14 protein-coding genes and 1 pseudogene are annotated in these 14,170 nt (G+C 40.8%); 2 read left to right on the forward strand and 13 right to left on the reverse strand.

What is annotated here, in order from left to right:
- Nucleotides 1–40: 40 nt before the first annotated feature.
- The 5 genes from MHH68_RS11945 to MHH68_RS11965 form a co-directional block, all read right to left on the reverse strand.
- Nucleotides 41–1,081, reverse strand: coding sequence for a 2,3-butanediol dehydrogenase (locus tag MHH68_RS11945; RefSeq protein ID WP_058014595.1), 1,041 nt, complete (start codon nucleotides 1,079–1,081; stop codon nucleotides 41–43).
- A 70-nt stretch (nucleotides 1,082–1,151) separates the two neighbouring features.
- The gene (locus MHH68_RS11950; protein ID WP_339163257.1) at nucleotides 1,152–2,372 is read right to left on the reverse strand and encodes an MFS transporter; all 1,221 of its coding nucleotides are present in this window, start codon (nucleotides 2,370–2,372) and stop codon (nucleotides 1,152–1,154) included.
- Nucleotides 2,373–2,745: 373 nt separating this feature from the next.
- Nucleotides 2,746–3,495, reverse strand: coding sequence for an SDR family oxidoreductase (locus tag MHH68_RS11955; protein ID WP_339163260.1), 750 nt, complete (start codon nucleotides 3,493–3,495; stop codon nucleotides 2,746–2,748).
- Between the two features lie 133 nt (nucleotides 3,496–3,628).
- A complete protein-coding gene (locus MHH68_RS11960) occupies nucleotides 3,629–4,792 on the reverse strand; it encodes an iron-containing alcohol dehydrogenase (protein ID WP_339163261.1) in 1,164 nt (387 codons plus the stop codon).
- Nucleotides 4,789–6,240 carry an alanine/glycine:cation symporter family protein gene (locus tag MHH68_RS11965; RefSeq protein WP_339163264.1) on the reverse strand — a complete coding sequence of 484 codons (1,452 nt, stop codon included), beginning with the start codon at nucleotides 6,238–6,240 and terminating at the stop codon, nucleotides 4,789–4,791. The genes MHH68_RS11960 and MHH68_RS11965 overlap by 4 nt, the downstream gene beginning before the upstream one ends.
- 146 nt (nucleotides 6,241–6,386) lie before the next feature.
- On the opposite strand from MHH68_RS11965, the gene MHH68_RS11970 reads away from it, so the two are divergent.
- Nucleotides 6,387–7,280 carry a LysR family transcriptional regulator gene (locus tag MHH68_RS11970; RefSeq protein ID WP_058014591.1) on the forward strand — a complete coding sequence of 298 codons (894 nt, stop codon included), beginning with the start codon at nucleotides 6,387–6,389 and terminating at the stop codon, nucleotides 7,278–7,280.
- 194 nt (nucleotides 7,281–7,474) lie between these two features.
- Here MHH68_RS11970 and fdhA read toward each other — a convergent pair whose 3' ends face one another.
- Nucleotides 7,475–8,689 (reverse strand): formaldehyde dehydrogenase, glutathione-independent, encoded by a 1,215-nt coding sequence (fdhA, locus tag MHH68_RS11975; protein WP_058014590.1) that lies wholly within the window; start codon nucleotides 8,687–8,689, stop codon nucleotides 7,475–7,477.
- Nucleotides 8,690–9,108: 419 nt separating this feature from the next.
- The gene (locus MHH68_RS11980; RefSeq protein WP_339165795.1) at nucleotides 9,109–9,711 is read right to left on the reverse strand and encodes a methyltransferase domain-containing protein; all 603 of its coding nucleotides are present in this window, start codon (nucleotides 9,709–9,711) and stop codon (nucleotides 9,109–9,111) included.
- Between the two features lie 318 nt (nucleotides 9,712–10,029).
- On the opposite strand from MHH68_RS11980, the pseudogene MHH68_RS11985 reads away from it, so the two are divergent.
- Nucleotides 10,030–10,104 (forward strand): annotated as a pseudogene (locus tag MHH68_RS11985) (YjcZ family sporulation protein); the annotation flags it as partial.
- A 43-nt stretch (nucleotides 10,105–10,147) separates the two neighbouring features.
- Here MHH68_RS11985 and MHH68_RS11990 read toward each other — a convergent pair.
- The 6 genes from MHH68_RS11990 to mtnN form a co-directional block, all read right to left on the reverse strand.
- On the reverse strand, nucleotides 10,148–10,303 hold the full coding sequence (locus MHH68_RS11990; RefSeq protein WP_223250656.1) for a hypothetical protein: 156 nt from the start codon (nucleotides 10,301–10,303) through the stop codon (nucleotides 10,148–10,150).
- 166 nt (nucleotides 10,304–10,469) lie between these two features.
- Nucleotides 10,470–10,604 carry a YrzI family small protein gene (locus tag MHH68_RS11995; protein ID WP_012010698.1) on the reverse strand — a complete coding sequence of 45 codons (135 nt, stop codon included), beginning with the start codon at nucleotides 10,602–10,604 and terminating at the stop codon, nucleotides 10,470–10,472.
- Between the two features lie 445 nt (nucleotides 10,605–11,049).
- Nucleotides 11,050–11,280 carry a YrhC family protein gene (locus MHH68_RS12000; RefSeq protein WP_041815772.1) on the reverse strand — a complete coding sequence of 77 codons (231 nt, stop codon included), beginning with the start codon at nucleotides 11,278–11,280 and terminating at the stop codon, nucleotides 11,050–11,052.
- A gap of 72 nt (nucleotides 11,281–11,352) precedes the next feature.
- Nucleotides 11,353–12,501, reverse strand: a complete 1,149-nt coding sequence (locus tag MHH68_RS12005) for a bifunctional cystathionine gamma-lyase/homocysteine desulfhydrase (RefSeq protein WP_339163268.1) — start codon at nucleotides 12,499–12,501, stop codon at nucleotides 11,353–11,355.
- Nucleotide 12,502: 1 nt separating this feature from the next.
- Nucleotides 12,503–13,426, reverse strand: coding sequence for a cysteine synthase family protein (locus MHH68_RS12010; protein WP_058014587.1), 924 nt, complete (start codon nucleotides 13,424–13,426; stop codon nucleotides 12,503–12,505).
- A gap of 46 nt (nucleotides 13,427–13,472) precedes the next feature.
- Complete coding sequence (gene mtnN, locus MHH68_RS12015) at nucleotides 13,473–14,168, reverse strand: 5'-methylthioadenosine/S-adenosylhomocysteine nucleosidase (protein ID WP_034661478.1); 696 nt, start codon at nucleotides 14,166–14,168, stop codon at nucleotides 13,473–13,475.
- Nucleotides 14,169–14,170 lie beyond the last annotated feature (2 nt).

Genomic DNA, 14,170 nt, shown 5'->3' on the forward strand with positions numbered 1-14,170 from the left:
AAAAAGAGAATGGCCTCTGCCATTCTCTTTATCATCCTACTTATTCAGCACTCACTAGAATTTTCACTTGATCTTTTTCATTGATTAATGCATGGAAACCCTCTTCAATCACATCGTCCAACTTGATTTTCTTTGTGACGAGCGTATCAGCAGAGAAATAGCCTTTTCTCATTAAGTTTAATACAGATGGGAATACGTCTCTGTAGCCGATAATTCCTTTGACTGTACGTTCTTTAATGACAATGTCATTTGGCAGAATTTCTGCGCCTTTTTCCCAAATACTCACAATGACTGTTTCACCTGAAATTCTAGTTGATTGGATTGCTTGTTTCAATACAACAGGTACACCTGTCACTTCAAAAGAAACATCGACGCCACCGTTTGTACGGCGTGCAATTTCTTGAACCACATCTTCATATTGAGAAGGATCAACAATGATCGCTCCAAGCTCTTTCGCTTTTTCTTGGCGTTCTTTAGATAATTCTACTGCGTAAATATCAGTAGCACCAGCTGCTTTTAATGCTTCAATAACAAGCAAGCCAATTGGGCCGCAGCCAAACACTGCCGCTGTATCACCAGCTTGTACTTTACTAGAACGAACCGCATATAAAGCAACTGCTGAAGGCTCTACAAGTGCCCCTTGCTCATATGAAATTTCGTCTGGTAATAAATGAAGTAATTCTTCATCGACAGATACATATTCAGAGAATCCACCGCCGCCTCCGGCAAGTCCTAAAAAGCCCATGTTTTCATCTAAGTTGTAAGCACCTTGGTGTCCATGAGTTGCAAAAATAGGCTCAACAACCACTCGGTCGCCTACTTTGTAATTGCTGACGTCTTCTCCTACTTCAACAACCTCACCAGAAAATTCATGTCCCAGTGTAATAGGGGCTTTTTCTTTTGTCAGTGGATGAGGTTCATTCACTGGAATGAAGATAGGTCCTCCTAGATATTCATGTAAATCACTACCACAAATGCCGCACCATTTCACTTTAAGTTTCACTTTTCCTGGAGCAACTTTTGGTTCATCAATTTCCTCTAGTCGAATGTCCTTTTGATCGTGCCAGCGTAGTGCTTTCATGTGTAAGACTCCTTTTCTCATCAATTTCATTAACTTACTTAAATAATCATAACATAATTTTTTTAATTTTCTAAGTAAGATGCACTATCTTTTTGACATTCAATGGACGAAAGATGACAAAACATAGCAATAAACAGACAATAAGCATACATAGACACCCGATGATAACAGAGGTTCGGATTGATAAAACATGTGCAAGTCCACCAGAGACCCCTGTCAGCATGATCGTCAGAATGGCTTCAACCAAAGCATAAAAACTGGCTACCCTCCCCATCACCTCTACCGGGATATTCGTTTGATAGAAAGTCATAAAACCTGTGTTCGCAAATGCTAAAAAGAATGCTAGTATAAAAAATCCAACAGCGGCTGCAAACAATGTGCTGGAAAAAGCATAAATGAGATAGCCACATGCCACAAACAAACTGCCAATCCCGAGCATGATCGAAACAGGCAGCTTCTCCACAATGACCGAATTGAGACTTGCGCCTGCGATAATGCCTACCCCAGCTATACTAACAAGAAGACCATATTGTGTATCAGTTAGCAGCAGCACTTCTTTTGCAAAGGCTGTTTCAAGAGAGTCAATGGCAGTAGGAAGTACCGTGATAGCGGCACTAAATAATAAATACACCGCCATCATTTGGCGTGATGTCAAACTAAACCGAAGAACAAGCTTCGCATCCTCTTTTAACATTGAAAAGGTAAAACCCTTTTGGACAGCATCTTGTTTGAGCAAATTCGGTAAACACATCGTGAACAGAGCAGATACCAACAGGCAGATCGCATTTATATAAATGGAAAAAACAGGTGTACCTATTAAAAAAAGCAGACCTGCTGCAGCGGGTCCAAGTAAAAATCCACCCGATTGTAATAATGAGCGAATGGCATTAAACCTTTTTCGGTTATCTGCTGGGATCAATGCTGTCATATAGACCATCGAAGCTGGATGAAACATCGCTTGTGCCATTTGAATGAGGAACACCATTACATACAGGGTAAGCAGATGTCCTGAACATAACGCAAAGGGTATACATGCGATCAAGATAGCCCGGCTGATATCTAAGCTGATCATCACTTTCCGCTGATTCAGCCTGTCAATCAAACTACCAGACCAGCTGTTTGTCAAAAGAGCCGCAGCTGGTCTCAGCATATAGACAGCCGTTACAGCCAGCACAGAGCCCGTTTCTTGAAAAATGAGCAGATGGAGAGCAATCATATAAATCCATTCTCCTATATTTGCAATTCCGATAGCTCCAAGCAGCAAACTCATATCCCGCCAATGTTTTTTCATCACTTTTCCCCCTATTTGTCATAAAAAAAATCCCGCCCCCAAGACATTTCTGTCTTGAGGACGGGATTTACTCCGCGTTGCCACCTCAGTTTATTCATCTGTTGCCAGATGAACCTTAGCAGGTCATCATGAACCCATCTCTGTAACGGGAGAATGTCGCTGCACCACCATCCGAAGGAATCCGGTGCAGAGCTAAGAGGTTTGGTTCCATCATGCTGCCCGGCTCCTTCTCAGCTTCACGGAGTTCTCTGTGCGGGACGGCTCATGATGTACTCATCTCTGTGAGCGCCATGTCTTTATTTCATCACGATCTTCAGCTGAATTGTTACATATTGTACTGCGCCTTGATCAAAGCGTCAATGTTTTTTTCGAGTTAATCAGCATAGATCATCTTTCTGGTCATGCCGCCATCAACGACTAAATCTGTGCCGGTCACAAATTGATTCTCCTCATCGGTTAAATAAAAGCAAGCCTTCACAATATCCTTTGGCGTGCCCACTCGATTGGAAAGATGCTGCTTGTGGTCAATCTCTCGAAGATTCTCCTCATCCTTCGTTTCAATCCATCCAGGTGAAATGCTATTCACCGTGATATGATCCGGACTAAAAGAAGCCGCTAAGGCATGAGTCAGCGCCGATATTCCGCCTTTTGATGCAACATATGCTTCTGTATTTGGCTCTGACATGGTCGCTCGGGTGGATGAAATGTTCACAATAGAACCGCCTTTTGGATTCTCTTTTATATAACGTGCTGCTTCTCTTGCACATAAAAAAGTTCCTCTTAGGTTCGTCTGTAACACACGATCCCACTCATCGACCGTTAATTCATAAGGCGATACTGTGCACATGACACCAGCATTATTAATGAGAATATCAATCGTTTTACAGCGCTCCGCCGCAAACGACATTAAGTGTTGAATATCCTTTTCTTGCGTCACATCTGTTTTATTAAAATAAGCTTCTAACGATTCTTTTTTCAGCTCTTCCTCCAAGCGCTTCCCCTTCTCTTCATCTATATCTGCAAGCACCACTCGCGCTCCTTCTTTTGCATAGCCCCATGCGATCATTTCACCAATTCCATTGGCTGCGCCTGTGATGACGACCGTTTTATTGTGAAAGTTCATCGTTTATCCACTCCTTTCTCCATCACATGTTGTCGTCTATCATACCACTCTTATATAGGCGATACCTAGCCACATGAAACATAAAAGAACACCCTCCAAGTGATCGTGTCATAGGAGGGTGTTTCTTTGGAATTCATTGATCAAAAGCAGCCTTTAAAATGTCTAAGTAGTCTGCTTTCGTAACAGTACGAACATTGCTTGATGTAGAGCCGTTTTGTTCTGCTAATTCAGCCATTTTTTCAAAATCCTCTTCTTTTACATAAGATAGATCTTTTAGTGCTGGAATACCTAAATTTTTTGTGAAAGTATACATGCCATCAATTAATTTTTGAATCGCCACATCATCTGAATCCGTTTTATCTGCCAAGCTCATGATTTTGGCAAGCTCTGCGTGCAGTACCTTGTTTTCAACTGCATTGAATTGCATGACATAAGGCAAAAATACCGCGTTTGCGATACCATGAGGTGTATCATAAAGACTGCCAAGTGCTTCTGCTAAGCAATGAACGGCTGCGACATCGGCTGAACCGAAGCATAAGCCGGCCAGTAAACTACCTTCCTGCATTTTATATCTCGCTTCTAGATCAGATTCATTTTCGTATGCCTTGGGTAAGTATTTCACAATTGTCTCCATTGCACTTGCACCCATTGCTTTCGAAATTGGATTTGTTACTTTACATGAATAGCCTTCAATAGCATGTACCAATGCATCTACACCTGTTGCGGCTGTTATGCTTTTTGGCACCGTCAATGTAAGAGCCGGATCTAAAATCGCAATGGTTGGCCGAAGCAAGGCATGTTTTAATGTGATTTTTTTATGGGAAGCAGCTAACGTAATGACAGATGAACGGGTCACCTCAGAACCAGTACCAGCCGTTGTTGGGATACAAATTAATGGAGATAGATTAGCATACGCCTTCTTCCCTGATATATAATCTTCAGGAATGCCGCCATTTGGCCCTAATAAAGCAATCGCTTTCGCTGTATCCATTGGACTTCCGCCACCAATCGCAATGACCGCTGATGCTTGTTCTTTTCTAAAGAGCTCTGCACCAGCTAGACATTCATTATCTCTAGGGTTTGGAGATACTTGATCAAATATAAAAACAGAATAACCGGCTTCCTGCAAATACACTTCAATAGGCTGAACTAGACCTGCGTTTCTCACACCAGAATCTGTCACAATCATCACTGTGGCACCCGGCAATACAAGATCCTCTACTATAGATCCGATTTTTTTTGACTGACCAATCCCCATCATTATGTTTGTTTGGCAATGATAATCAAAATTCATCATGATTTTTCTACTCCTTCATGTAAATTTGTTGAGTGAGCCGTTTGTTTTTCTGCTCCCCACCACTCTATTTCTTTTAAACCTGGAATGCTAGATGCATAAAAGACAGGATTTTTGCCTAACAGCCTTTGTTGCATGTAATCATCCAAAGCGGCAAAAGCATATTTTCCTAGGATAGCTATTGCAATCAAATTGACGATTGCCATGATGGCCATTGACAAATCCGCCAAAGTCCAAACGATTTGTAAGTTGGCAACAGCGCCAAACATCATCATCATTAATACCATGATTCGGTACACCAATAACGCTGTTGCACTGTTATGAATAAAACCGATATTGGCTTCACCATAATAGTAGCCACCTACAATAGAACTAAAAGCAAAAGTAAATATAGCAAATGCTAAAAAGATACTCGCCCAAGATCCAAAATGCTGTGCCATCGCAGCTTGGGTAATTTCGATACCAGATAATTCACCCGTTGTTTCTACTGTCGATAGCATAATAATAAAGGCTGTACAGCTGCAAACAACTAATGTGTCAAAAAACACACCTAATAATTGAACAAACCCTTGTTTTACTGGATGCGAAACATTGGCGGCAGCAGCGGCGTTTGGGGCACTTCCCATTCCTGCTTCATTTGAAAAAAGCCCACGTTTGACACCGTTCATTATCGCAGCACCAATCCCGCCTCCAACGATTTGCTCTAATCCAAATGCACTCTTCATAATACTTGCTAATGCTGCGGGTACATCAGTGATATTTGTGACAATCACATAGAATGCTAAGATAATATAAAACACTGACATCACTGGAACAACGATTTGAGTGACGTTAGCAATTCGCTTGACTCCACCAAAAATGATGAAAGCCGTTAAAATGGTGACAAAGAGACCCATGCCAATCGGACTAATACCAAATGAATACTGAAAGGCATTTGTAATTGTATTCGTTTGTACTGCATTAAAAATTAAGCCGAAACTAAGAATGACAGAAAAAGCAAAAATCCTGCTTGGCCATTTCAATCCGAATTGCTTTTGAATATAGTAACCAGGACCTCCTTTAAAACCGTCACTTGTTCTCACCTTATAAATTTGAGCCAGTGTACTTTCGACAAATGCAGAGGCTCCTCCTAAAACGGCTGCAAACCACATCCAGAAAATAGCTCCAGGACCACCAACAGTGATAGCAATCGCAACGCCTGCCATATTTCCAGTACCAATTCTTGTAGCAGCTCCAATAAAAAAAGCTTGCAAAGAGGAAATTTCATTCCTATTCTCTTTTGTTTTGGAAGATTTTTCAAAAATAGAACGAAAGACCTCTTTTAGTAAAACAATTTGCATGAATTTCATTCTCACCGTAAAGTAGATTCCTATGCCTAATAACATAACCACTAAAATATATGTCCATAAAAAGTCATTCACTGAATTGACAATCATTTCAAACAAAGCCATCTCCCCTTTGTGAATCTGAATATTTGAAATAACATAACTTGCAAGCGCTTACTTTTATGATAGTAAAAATGTTATGATCAATCTATAGAGGTTTTCTGATGATATCAATCGGCTCATCCGATTTAGAGAGGTAGGGAGGCTTGAAGTTGGAGATCAAACAACTAATGATGTTCCAAACAGCATCAAAAGTATTAAACTTTACAAAAACTGCACAAATGCTTGGTTATGCTCAATCTAGCATCACAGCAAATATTGTGGCATTGGAAGAAGAGCTAGGAACCCCTCTATTTGAAAGGCTTGGAAAAAGGGTGATCTTAACAGAAGCTGGAAAACAATTTCAACAATATACGGATAAAATTTTAGGTTTAACAGGGGAAGCATTAGAGGCTGTTGGCGGGATGAATGAGCCAAGCGGCATTTTGAGAATATGTGCATCTGAAACACAATGCACCTACCGGCTTCCTCACATTTTAACGGACTTTCAAACAAAGTATCCAAAAGTCGAACTGATCTTCCGCCCAGGAATAGCGGAAAAAGATGTTTTAAATCTATTACTAGAAGGACAAATTGATGTCGCCTTATTATCCATGAATCCTGTAGTATCCTCGCATTTACTTGTAAAAGAATTAAAAGATGAACCGATGGCCATTGTATGCTGCCCAACAAATCCTTTGAGCAAAAAACAAAAAGTATATCCAATTGATTTGAACGAGCAAAGATTGTTGTTAACGGAAGACTGTGATTATCGCTACGCCTTTGAACATTCATTAACACAGGCGGGAGCAAAACCGCGAAGTAAACTAGAATTAGCAGATGTAGAAGCCATAAAAAAATGTGTAATGGCAGGCTTAGGAATCGCTGTACTTCCTGAAATTTCTGTGAAAAGAGAAATTTCAGAAGGCAATATCATCAAAATCAATTGGATGGAACCTTGTTTCTCAACGAAAATTCAACTATTTTGGCATAAAAACAAATGGATGTCCCCTGCTTTAAAGGCATTTGTTGATTTAACAGAGGATTATATACTCATGAACGGCTAGCAGGGATCAACTCTAGATTAAATAAAAGAAGGACTGTTATAACACTTACTGAAGAAATTGATCATTCTAAATAACTAAACAAAGCTTTCTTATATTTAGAATGGAAACCTCTGAATCTTAAAAGACTATTTACACAAAAAAACTTACAGGATATACTCTCCCGTAAGTTTTTTCGATTTTTTTACATTGAATCATTATTTAGAAATCATCCCATGCGGATCAATGACAAATTTCTTCGCTACACCTGAATCAAAGTCACTGTATCCTTGAGGGGCTTGATCAAGGTTAATGACGGTTGCATTCACTGCTTTGGCGATTTGTGCTCGTCCGCTTAAAATGGATTTCATTAGGCTGCGGTGATATTGCATAACAGGAGTTTGGCCTGTCACAAAGGTATGGGCTTTTGCCCAGCCGAGTCCAATTCGCACTTTCAGTGATCCAACTTTTGCATCAGCATCCACTGCACCTGGGTCTTCTGTGACGTAAAGCCCTGGAATTCCAAGTTTACCGCCAACTTTGGTAATATCCATAATTGTATTTAAAACGGTTGCAGGTGCTTCTCCTTGATCTCCATGACCTGAAGCTTCAAAGCCAACACAATCGACGGCACAGTCTACTTCTGGCTCTCCTAAGATATTGGTGATTTGTTCTCCGATTCGATCATGTTTTCGTAAATTGATCGTCTCGCAGCCAAAGCTTCTGGCCTGCTCCAGCCTTTGTTCATTCAAATCACCGACAATGACCGTAGAAGCGCCAAGAAGCTGAGCGGAATGCGCTGCGGCAAGACCTACTGGCCCTGCACCGGCAATATATACAGTTGAACCAGGCTTTACTCCAGCCGAATACGCACCGTGAAAACCTGTCGGGAAAATATCGGAAAGCATCGTCAGATCAAGTATTTTTTCCATCGCTTGATCTTTGTCTGGAAATTTCAGCAGCTGAAAATCTGCATATGGTACCATGACGTACTCGGATTGGCCGCCAACCCATCCACCCATATCAACATACCCATAGGCAGAGCCGGGACGGTCCGGGTTTACATTTAAGCACACATGGGTTTTTTGTTCCTTACACATGACGCATCGTCCACAAGCAATATTAAAGGGAACGGACACAAGGTCTCCTTTTTGAATAAACTCCACATCTCGTCCTACCTCAACGACTTCACCTGTAATTTCATGACCAAGGACGAGTCCTGCAGGCGCAGTCGTACGACCTCTCACCATGTGCTGGTCACTTCCGCAAATATTCGTCGTCACTACTTTTAAAATGACGCCATGCTCACATTTGCGCCCCACATTGGCTTTCGGTACACCCGGGCCATCTCTTAAAATCAAATCAGGGTATCCAATATCCTCAACTGCTACATTTCCTGCTCCTTTATAAACGACACCTTTGTTTCCCGACATTTTTTCATTCCTCCCTTTTTGTTTAAAAATGAAGTCTCTACAATTTTCTCTACTTCTGAAGCAATTCCCTGCTTCAAATGGCACAATTGATTAAAAAAAAGCGAAAAATGTCTATCACGGAGAGAAAAATGTATTTTCTAGTCAAATAAAAAAGAAAATATTGAAAAAAAAGCTAAACTTTTGAAGAACGGTGTCGATATAAGGAATAAGCCAGACAGGTATCCTTAATCGACAAACAAATTCCTTATATATACTATCATTCCTTACACACCTGGCTGGCGCCTACATCATATACAAAAGTCTCTTCGGTGAAGAGACTTTTTTTATTCGTTCAAACATGATTCAATTACACGCAAAGAAGCTCCTCTCACGAAGAGCCTTTTTTTGAATGCTTGTTCATTACCTGGGAAATATTTTCATCATTTTAACGCTTTGATACAGATGTATGTATCATAGTGATAAACCGAAACTTCTCTAAAGTGATACGCTGAAAATAGTCGGCTAATCTCTTGTTCACTATACGATGAAAAAGAATGTAACCGCTTTTGTTCCTTCATCAGTTCCTGCTGTTGGAAAGATAAGAATACTTCTCCATCCACTTGAAGAACACGGTACACTTCCTTCATGACTTGCTCAATATCCTTCAAGTAATAAATGGTCTGCACCGTAAATAATTTATTGAAAGATCTATCTTCAAACGGTAAATGCTCGGCTTTACCAAGAGTCAAGACGGCTTTATCCTGTTCCACAAGCTTCTTATGTTTTCTTTTTGCATATTTGATCATATGACGAGAGGCATCCACTCCATATACTTTACCGCGATCAAGTTTCTCTGCTACCTTCGATAATGTCACGCCTCTTCCAGTACCGATTTCTAAAATCCGGTCATTTTCTTGTATATTTAAGAGTTGAATCGTCCATTCATTGATATTATGATGATTTTTTTCCATATAGCGGGCAACCCATTTTGAGAACAAGCCTTTTGGTTCCCTCATTTGTTTTCCAATCCAGCTTTGAATCAATGTTAACACCTGCTTTGCACCAGTAAATAAAACTATTTACGAATTTTCTTACTTTTCATATCGGCTCTCACCTAACAAAGTTTAAGACCTAGTCCTAATTATTTGTTATTGATTAGACGGCACCTTTTCAGAAAATGTTTCGCAGAACTTTAAAAAATTTTCATCTACATAGGCGTTTTCATTAATTGTGCTTAGATTGATTTCGTTTTCTGCATGAGCTGCATATTTTATGAATGTATCTTGATTAGATAAAGGTGGTGCTAGATTATGGGCTTTGGTGGAGGTTATGCTGGAGGCTGCGGTGGTTACGGTGGCGGCTTTGCAGGCGGATTCGCATTGCTTGTTGTACTGTTCATTTTGTTGATCATCATCGGTGCAAGCTGGATTTGCTAATGTAAAAGGAGCAGGAAACGATAACGTTTCCTGCTCCTTTTCTTTAATACCAATAAGCTCGGTACTGATACATATATTGTCTGAGCATTTCCTCTTGCTCTCTTTGCATTCGGTACGGATTACCGTATCCATGCTTTAAGGAATGCGGAATGGATGTATATCCGTGCCCCACTGACGGAAACCTCATATATGGTGACATCGACATTCGTTGATCACCTCACAATCTCCTTTTACGGATATCATATGTGCAGATGATCAATGTGGAGCGTGTCTAAACCTGGTCCTTCTCCATCGTATAACAATCAAGCATTGCAAGCATCATAAACATGTCAATCTCCTCCTTTTCCAATTTTTCTTTTCGTGTTTTAGTTCATATACTTTAGTTGTTTCTGCTTCATTTCTTCATAAAATGTTTCGACTTGTTGTTCATAAAGAACCGTTTCAATGTCTTTGTATTTTCGTCGGATCGTCAATGTGATAAAAAATAAATGGATCGTCATATACGCTCACCTCCCTTCAGTTCGCAGCACGCGAAATAGCCCGCAGATCTTCTTTGTCAGTTGACCTGCGGGCACAAAAATGCAGATCAAAAGACAGTGTCTTCCAACCTGCAATGGATGATACGTAAAATCCTCTTTTACTTTAACAGTTTTGAAGCGTGTGCACCGTATAAGGTAAAGGAAGGACACGAGCTCTTCCACAGGCTGATGACATGATGAAATTGTTGTTGAATTGATCACAAGTAGATACGAATAACATATTCTTCAGCCTCCTTTACGTTTTTAATTACTTTGTTAGTATATCCAGCAAGCACCATTTTGTAAACCTGTTTTTAGTAAAATAGATGAATTTTGTGTGTTTGACTAAATTTCTACAGTGATTCTTGTCCGATTGTCCAATACAATCAAAAAAAGCCTCCTCACGTATATGAGGAGACTTTTCGAATTAATCTTCATCTAGTTCTTGCAGTTTCTTTTGAAAAAAGATCGCGCGTCTCACACAAAGAAAAGCTGCTAATAAGAAAACACAATCAATTCCCATCATCAGCATTTTTGGAGATGCTTCGATGTGTTGGTTTGGTATGATCGTACCAATATATAAAAAGGTGCTGACAGCAAGCAAAATAAAAGCGTACTGCTTGTAATCTGTCACTAAACCACTCCACTTTTTCTTCACTTGAATCACCTTCCTGTTTAACATGTCTATTGATAGCTTAACATAGTAAAAGAAAGGTAGTGGCATGTAAATCTATCCATTCACTAGTGCATTTAGTCCCTGATTCATATCATTCAGTAAATCATCCACATCTTCAATCCCGACGGATATACGAATTAACCCACCAGTGATGCCAAGCTCCTCGCGGCGGTCTTTTGGAATGGACGCATGAGTCATACGAGCAGGAACAGAGATTAAGCTTTCAACCGCTCCAAGGCTTTCTGCGATCGTAAACAGCTTAAGCTGACTTAAAAAGACATCGACATGTTCTTCTTTTCCAATATCAAAAGAGATCATGCCGCCGTAGCCTGATGCTTGCGTTTTTGCAAGTTCATATCCAGGATGAGCATCAAGACCTGGGTAATAAACACGTGTCACTGCTGGATGTTTCTCTAAAAACTCAGCGATTTTCTGTGCATTTTGCTGATGTGCTTCCATTCTTAGTCCAAGCGTTTTGATTCCTCTCATGAGAAGCCATGAATCCTGCGGTCCAAGAATTCCACCTGTAGAATTTTGAACAAAATGCAGTTCTTCTCCAAGCTCTTCTGTCGCTGTTACCACAAGCCCGCCTACGACATCGCTGTGGCCGCCTAAATATTTAGTGGCACTATGCAGGACAATGTCCGCCCCATATTCAATCGGCCTTTGGAAATAAGGTGTGAAAAATGTATTATCAACAATCATTAAGATGTTGGCTTCTTTTGTCAATTGGCCGATCGCTTTGAGATCAGTCATTTTGAGTAAAGGATTGGTTGGTGATTCAATGTAAACCGCTTTTGTTTCAGGTAAAATCGCCTTTTTCACTGCTTCAGGATCACTTGTGTCAACAAAGGTCGCTTGAATACCAATACGATTGAGTACCTTTGTGATGACGCGGTACGTTCCGCCGTATACGTCATCTGTCAGGATAATATGATCTCCGCTGTTAAACAGCATCATCACTGCCGTAATGGCAGCCATTCCTGAACCAAATGCGTAGCCGTTTGCTCCTCCTTCAAGGTCACGAATGACGGTTTCTAGTGCTGTTCTTGTTGGATTCGCTGTTCTTGAATATTCATATCCTGTATGCTCGCCTGCTTTCGGCTGCTTATAGGTGCTCACTTGGTATATAGGTACAGACACAGCGCCTGTTTTTTCATCACCAGTTGTTCCGCTGTGTATCATCATTGTTTTTCGTTTCATTTTATTTTCCTCCCTCATAAATACCTTTACTTAAGTACCGTTCACTGCTGTCAGGAAAAATGGTGACGATGACTGTCCCAGGTGCTGCCTTCTTCGCTTCTTCTAAAGCGGCAAACAACGCTGCACCCGAAGAACTCCCGATGAGAACGCCTTCTTTTTCAGCAGCTTCTTTCACCATTTTAAAAGCATCATCATCACTGACGGTATATATCTCATCGAATAAAGCAGATTCCATATAATCTGGGATAAATTCAAGGCCGATTCCTTCCGTTCTATGCGGACCCGGATCTCCTCCATTTAAAATCGATCCTTCAGGTTCGACAACAACTGTTTTTAACGCCGGATGCTGCTCTTTTAAATAGGCAGCACACCCTTGAAAAGTTCCGCCAGAACCCGCTCCTGAAACGAATATATCGATGTTTCCTTGCAAATCGGACCATAACTCTGGACCAAGCGTTTTATAGTAAGTCAATGGATTTACTTGGTTTTTAAATTGTAAAACGCAATAGGCATTGCCAAGGCTTGCCTCTAGTTCAAGGGCTCGATCAATCGCACCCTTCATGCCCTCTTTTCTTGGTGTATGAATGATCTCTGCACCGAGCGCCTTCATGAGCTGTTGTTTTTCTTGACTAAAATGTTCTGGTACGCAAAAAATGGTACGCAATTGATGCTTTCTTGCACTGAGGGCAAGCCCAATGCCTGTGTTTCCAGCAGTTGCTTCAATGATGGTTCCGCCAGGGCGCAATTTACCAGATGCCAATGCTTCTCTTATGAGCATATCACCTAAACGATCTTTAATACTTCCACCCGGATTCATCATTTCAAGCTTTGCATATACCTCTACACCTTCCGGGATGCCAACCCCTGACAGTTTTAAAAGCGGTGTGCGGCCAATTAATTCTGTAATATCCTTTATGACAGCCATATGATTCCCTTCCTTTGTATGGAAAAGAAGGGGGAATCCCCTTCTTTTATTGAGTTTGCTTTATCATACGCAAGACAAGGTCGGTTGAGTGAATCGCTGCTTGCTCAAGAAATTGATCAAAGGAGACATTGGATTCTTTCCCTGCAATATCAGATAGCGCTCGAACAACAACAAATGGCGTTCCAAAGAGCTGGCAAACTTGTGCAACAGCTGCAGCTTCCATTTCCACCGCATATAACTCTGGAAACTTCTCTCTCACAAACGCTACACGATCCGGATCATTCATAAATGAATCTCCGGTTGCAATCGTTCCTTTTGCCACTTGAATATGATCGATCTCTAAAGCCGACTCCTCAGCCAGCTTCACAAGCTTTTCGTCTGCAGCAAAAGCAGCTGGCAACCCTGGTACTTGTCCGTATTCATAATCAAAAATCGTGACATCCACATCATGATGCCTAACATCAGTAGAGATGACAATATCCCCTACATTTAATGTGTGATGGAAACCGCCAGCTGATCCTGTATTGATCACATAATCCGGCTGAAAGCGGTCAAGCAGAAGTGTTGTGCTGACCGCTGCATTCACTTTTCCAATCCCTGATTTTAATAAAATCACTTCTTTATCTTCATAAACACCTGTTGTGAATTCACACCCAGCGATGTTTTCTTGTGTAGCATTCTTTAGTTGATCTCTTAATATCGTCACTTCTTCTTCCATTGCACCTATGACTGCGATTTTCAAAT

The organism is Bacillus sp. FSL K6-2841 (genome assembly GCF_037976435.1).
Taxonomy (GTDB): domain Bacteria; phylum Bacillota; class Bacilli; order Bacillales; family Bacillaceae; genus Bacillus; species Bacillus pumilus.

Excerpts from the sequence above, each read along its gene's own strand:
- MHH68_RS11945 (WP_058014595.1), bottom strand. The coding sequence starts at position 1,081 with ATGAAAGCACTACGCTGGCACGATCAAAAGGACATTCGACTAGAGGAA.
- MHH68_RS11950 (WP_339163257.1), bottom strand. The coding sequence starts at position 2,372 with ATGAAAAAACATTGGCGGGATATGAGTTTGCTGCTTGGAGCTATCGGA.
- MHH68_RS11955 (WP_339163260.1), bottom strand. The coding sequence starts at position 3,495 with ATGAACTTTCACAATAAAACGGTCGTCATCACAGGCGCAGCCAATGGA.
- MHH68_RS11960 (WP_339163261.1), bottom strand. The coding sequence starts at position 4,792 with ATGATGAATTTTGATTATCATTGCCAAACAAACATAATGATGGGGATT.
- MHH68_RS11965 (WP_339163264.1), bottom strand. The coding sequence starts at position 6,240 with ATGGCTTTGTTTGAAATGATTGTCAATTCAGTGAATGACTTTTTATGG.
- fdhA (WP_058014590.1), bottom strand. The coding sequence starts at position 8,689 with ATGTCGGGAAACAAAGGTGTCGTTTATAAAGGAGCAGGAAATGTAGCA.
- MHH68_RS11990 (WP_223250656.1), bottom strand. The coding sequence starts at position 10,303 with ATGTCACCATATATGAGGTTTCCGTCAGTGGGGCACGGATATACATCC.
- MHH68_RS11995 (WP_012010698.1), bottom strand. The coding sequence starts at position 10,604 with ATGACGATCCATTTATTTTTTATCACATTGACGATCCGACGAAAATAC.
- MHH68_RS12005 (WP_339163268.1), bottom strand. The coding sequence starts at position 12,501 with ATGAAACGAAAAACAATGATGATACACAGCGGAACAACTGGTGATGAA.
- MHH68_RS12010 (WP_058014587.1), bottom strand. The coding sequence starts at position 13,426 with ATGGCTGTCATAAAGGATATTACAGAATTAATTGGCCGCACACCGCTT.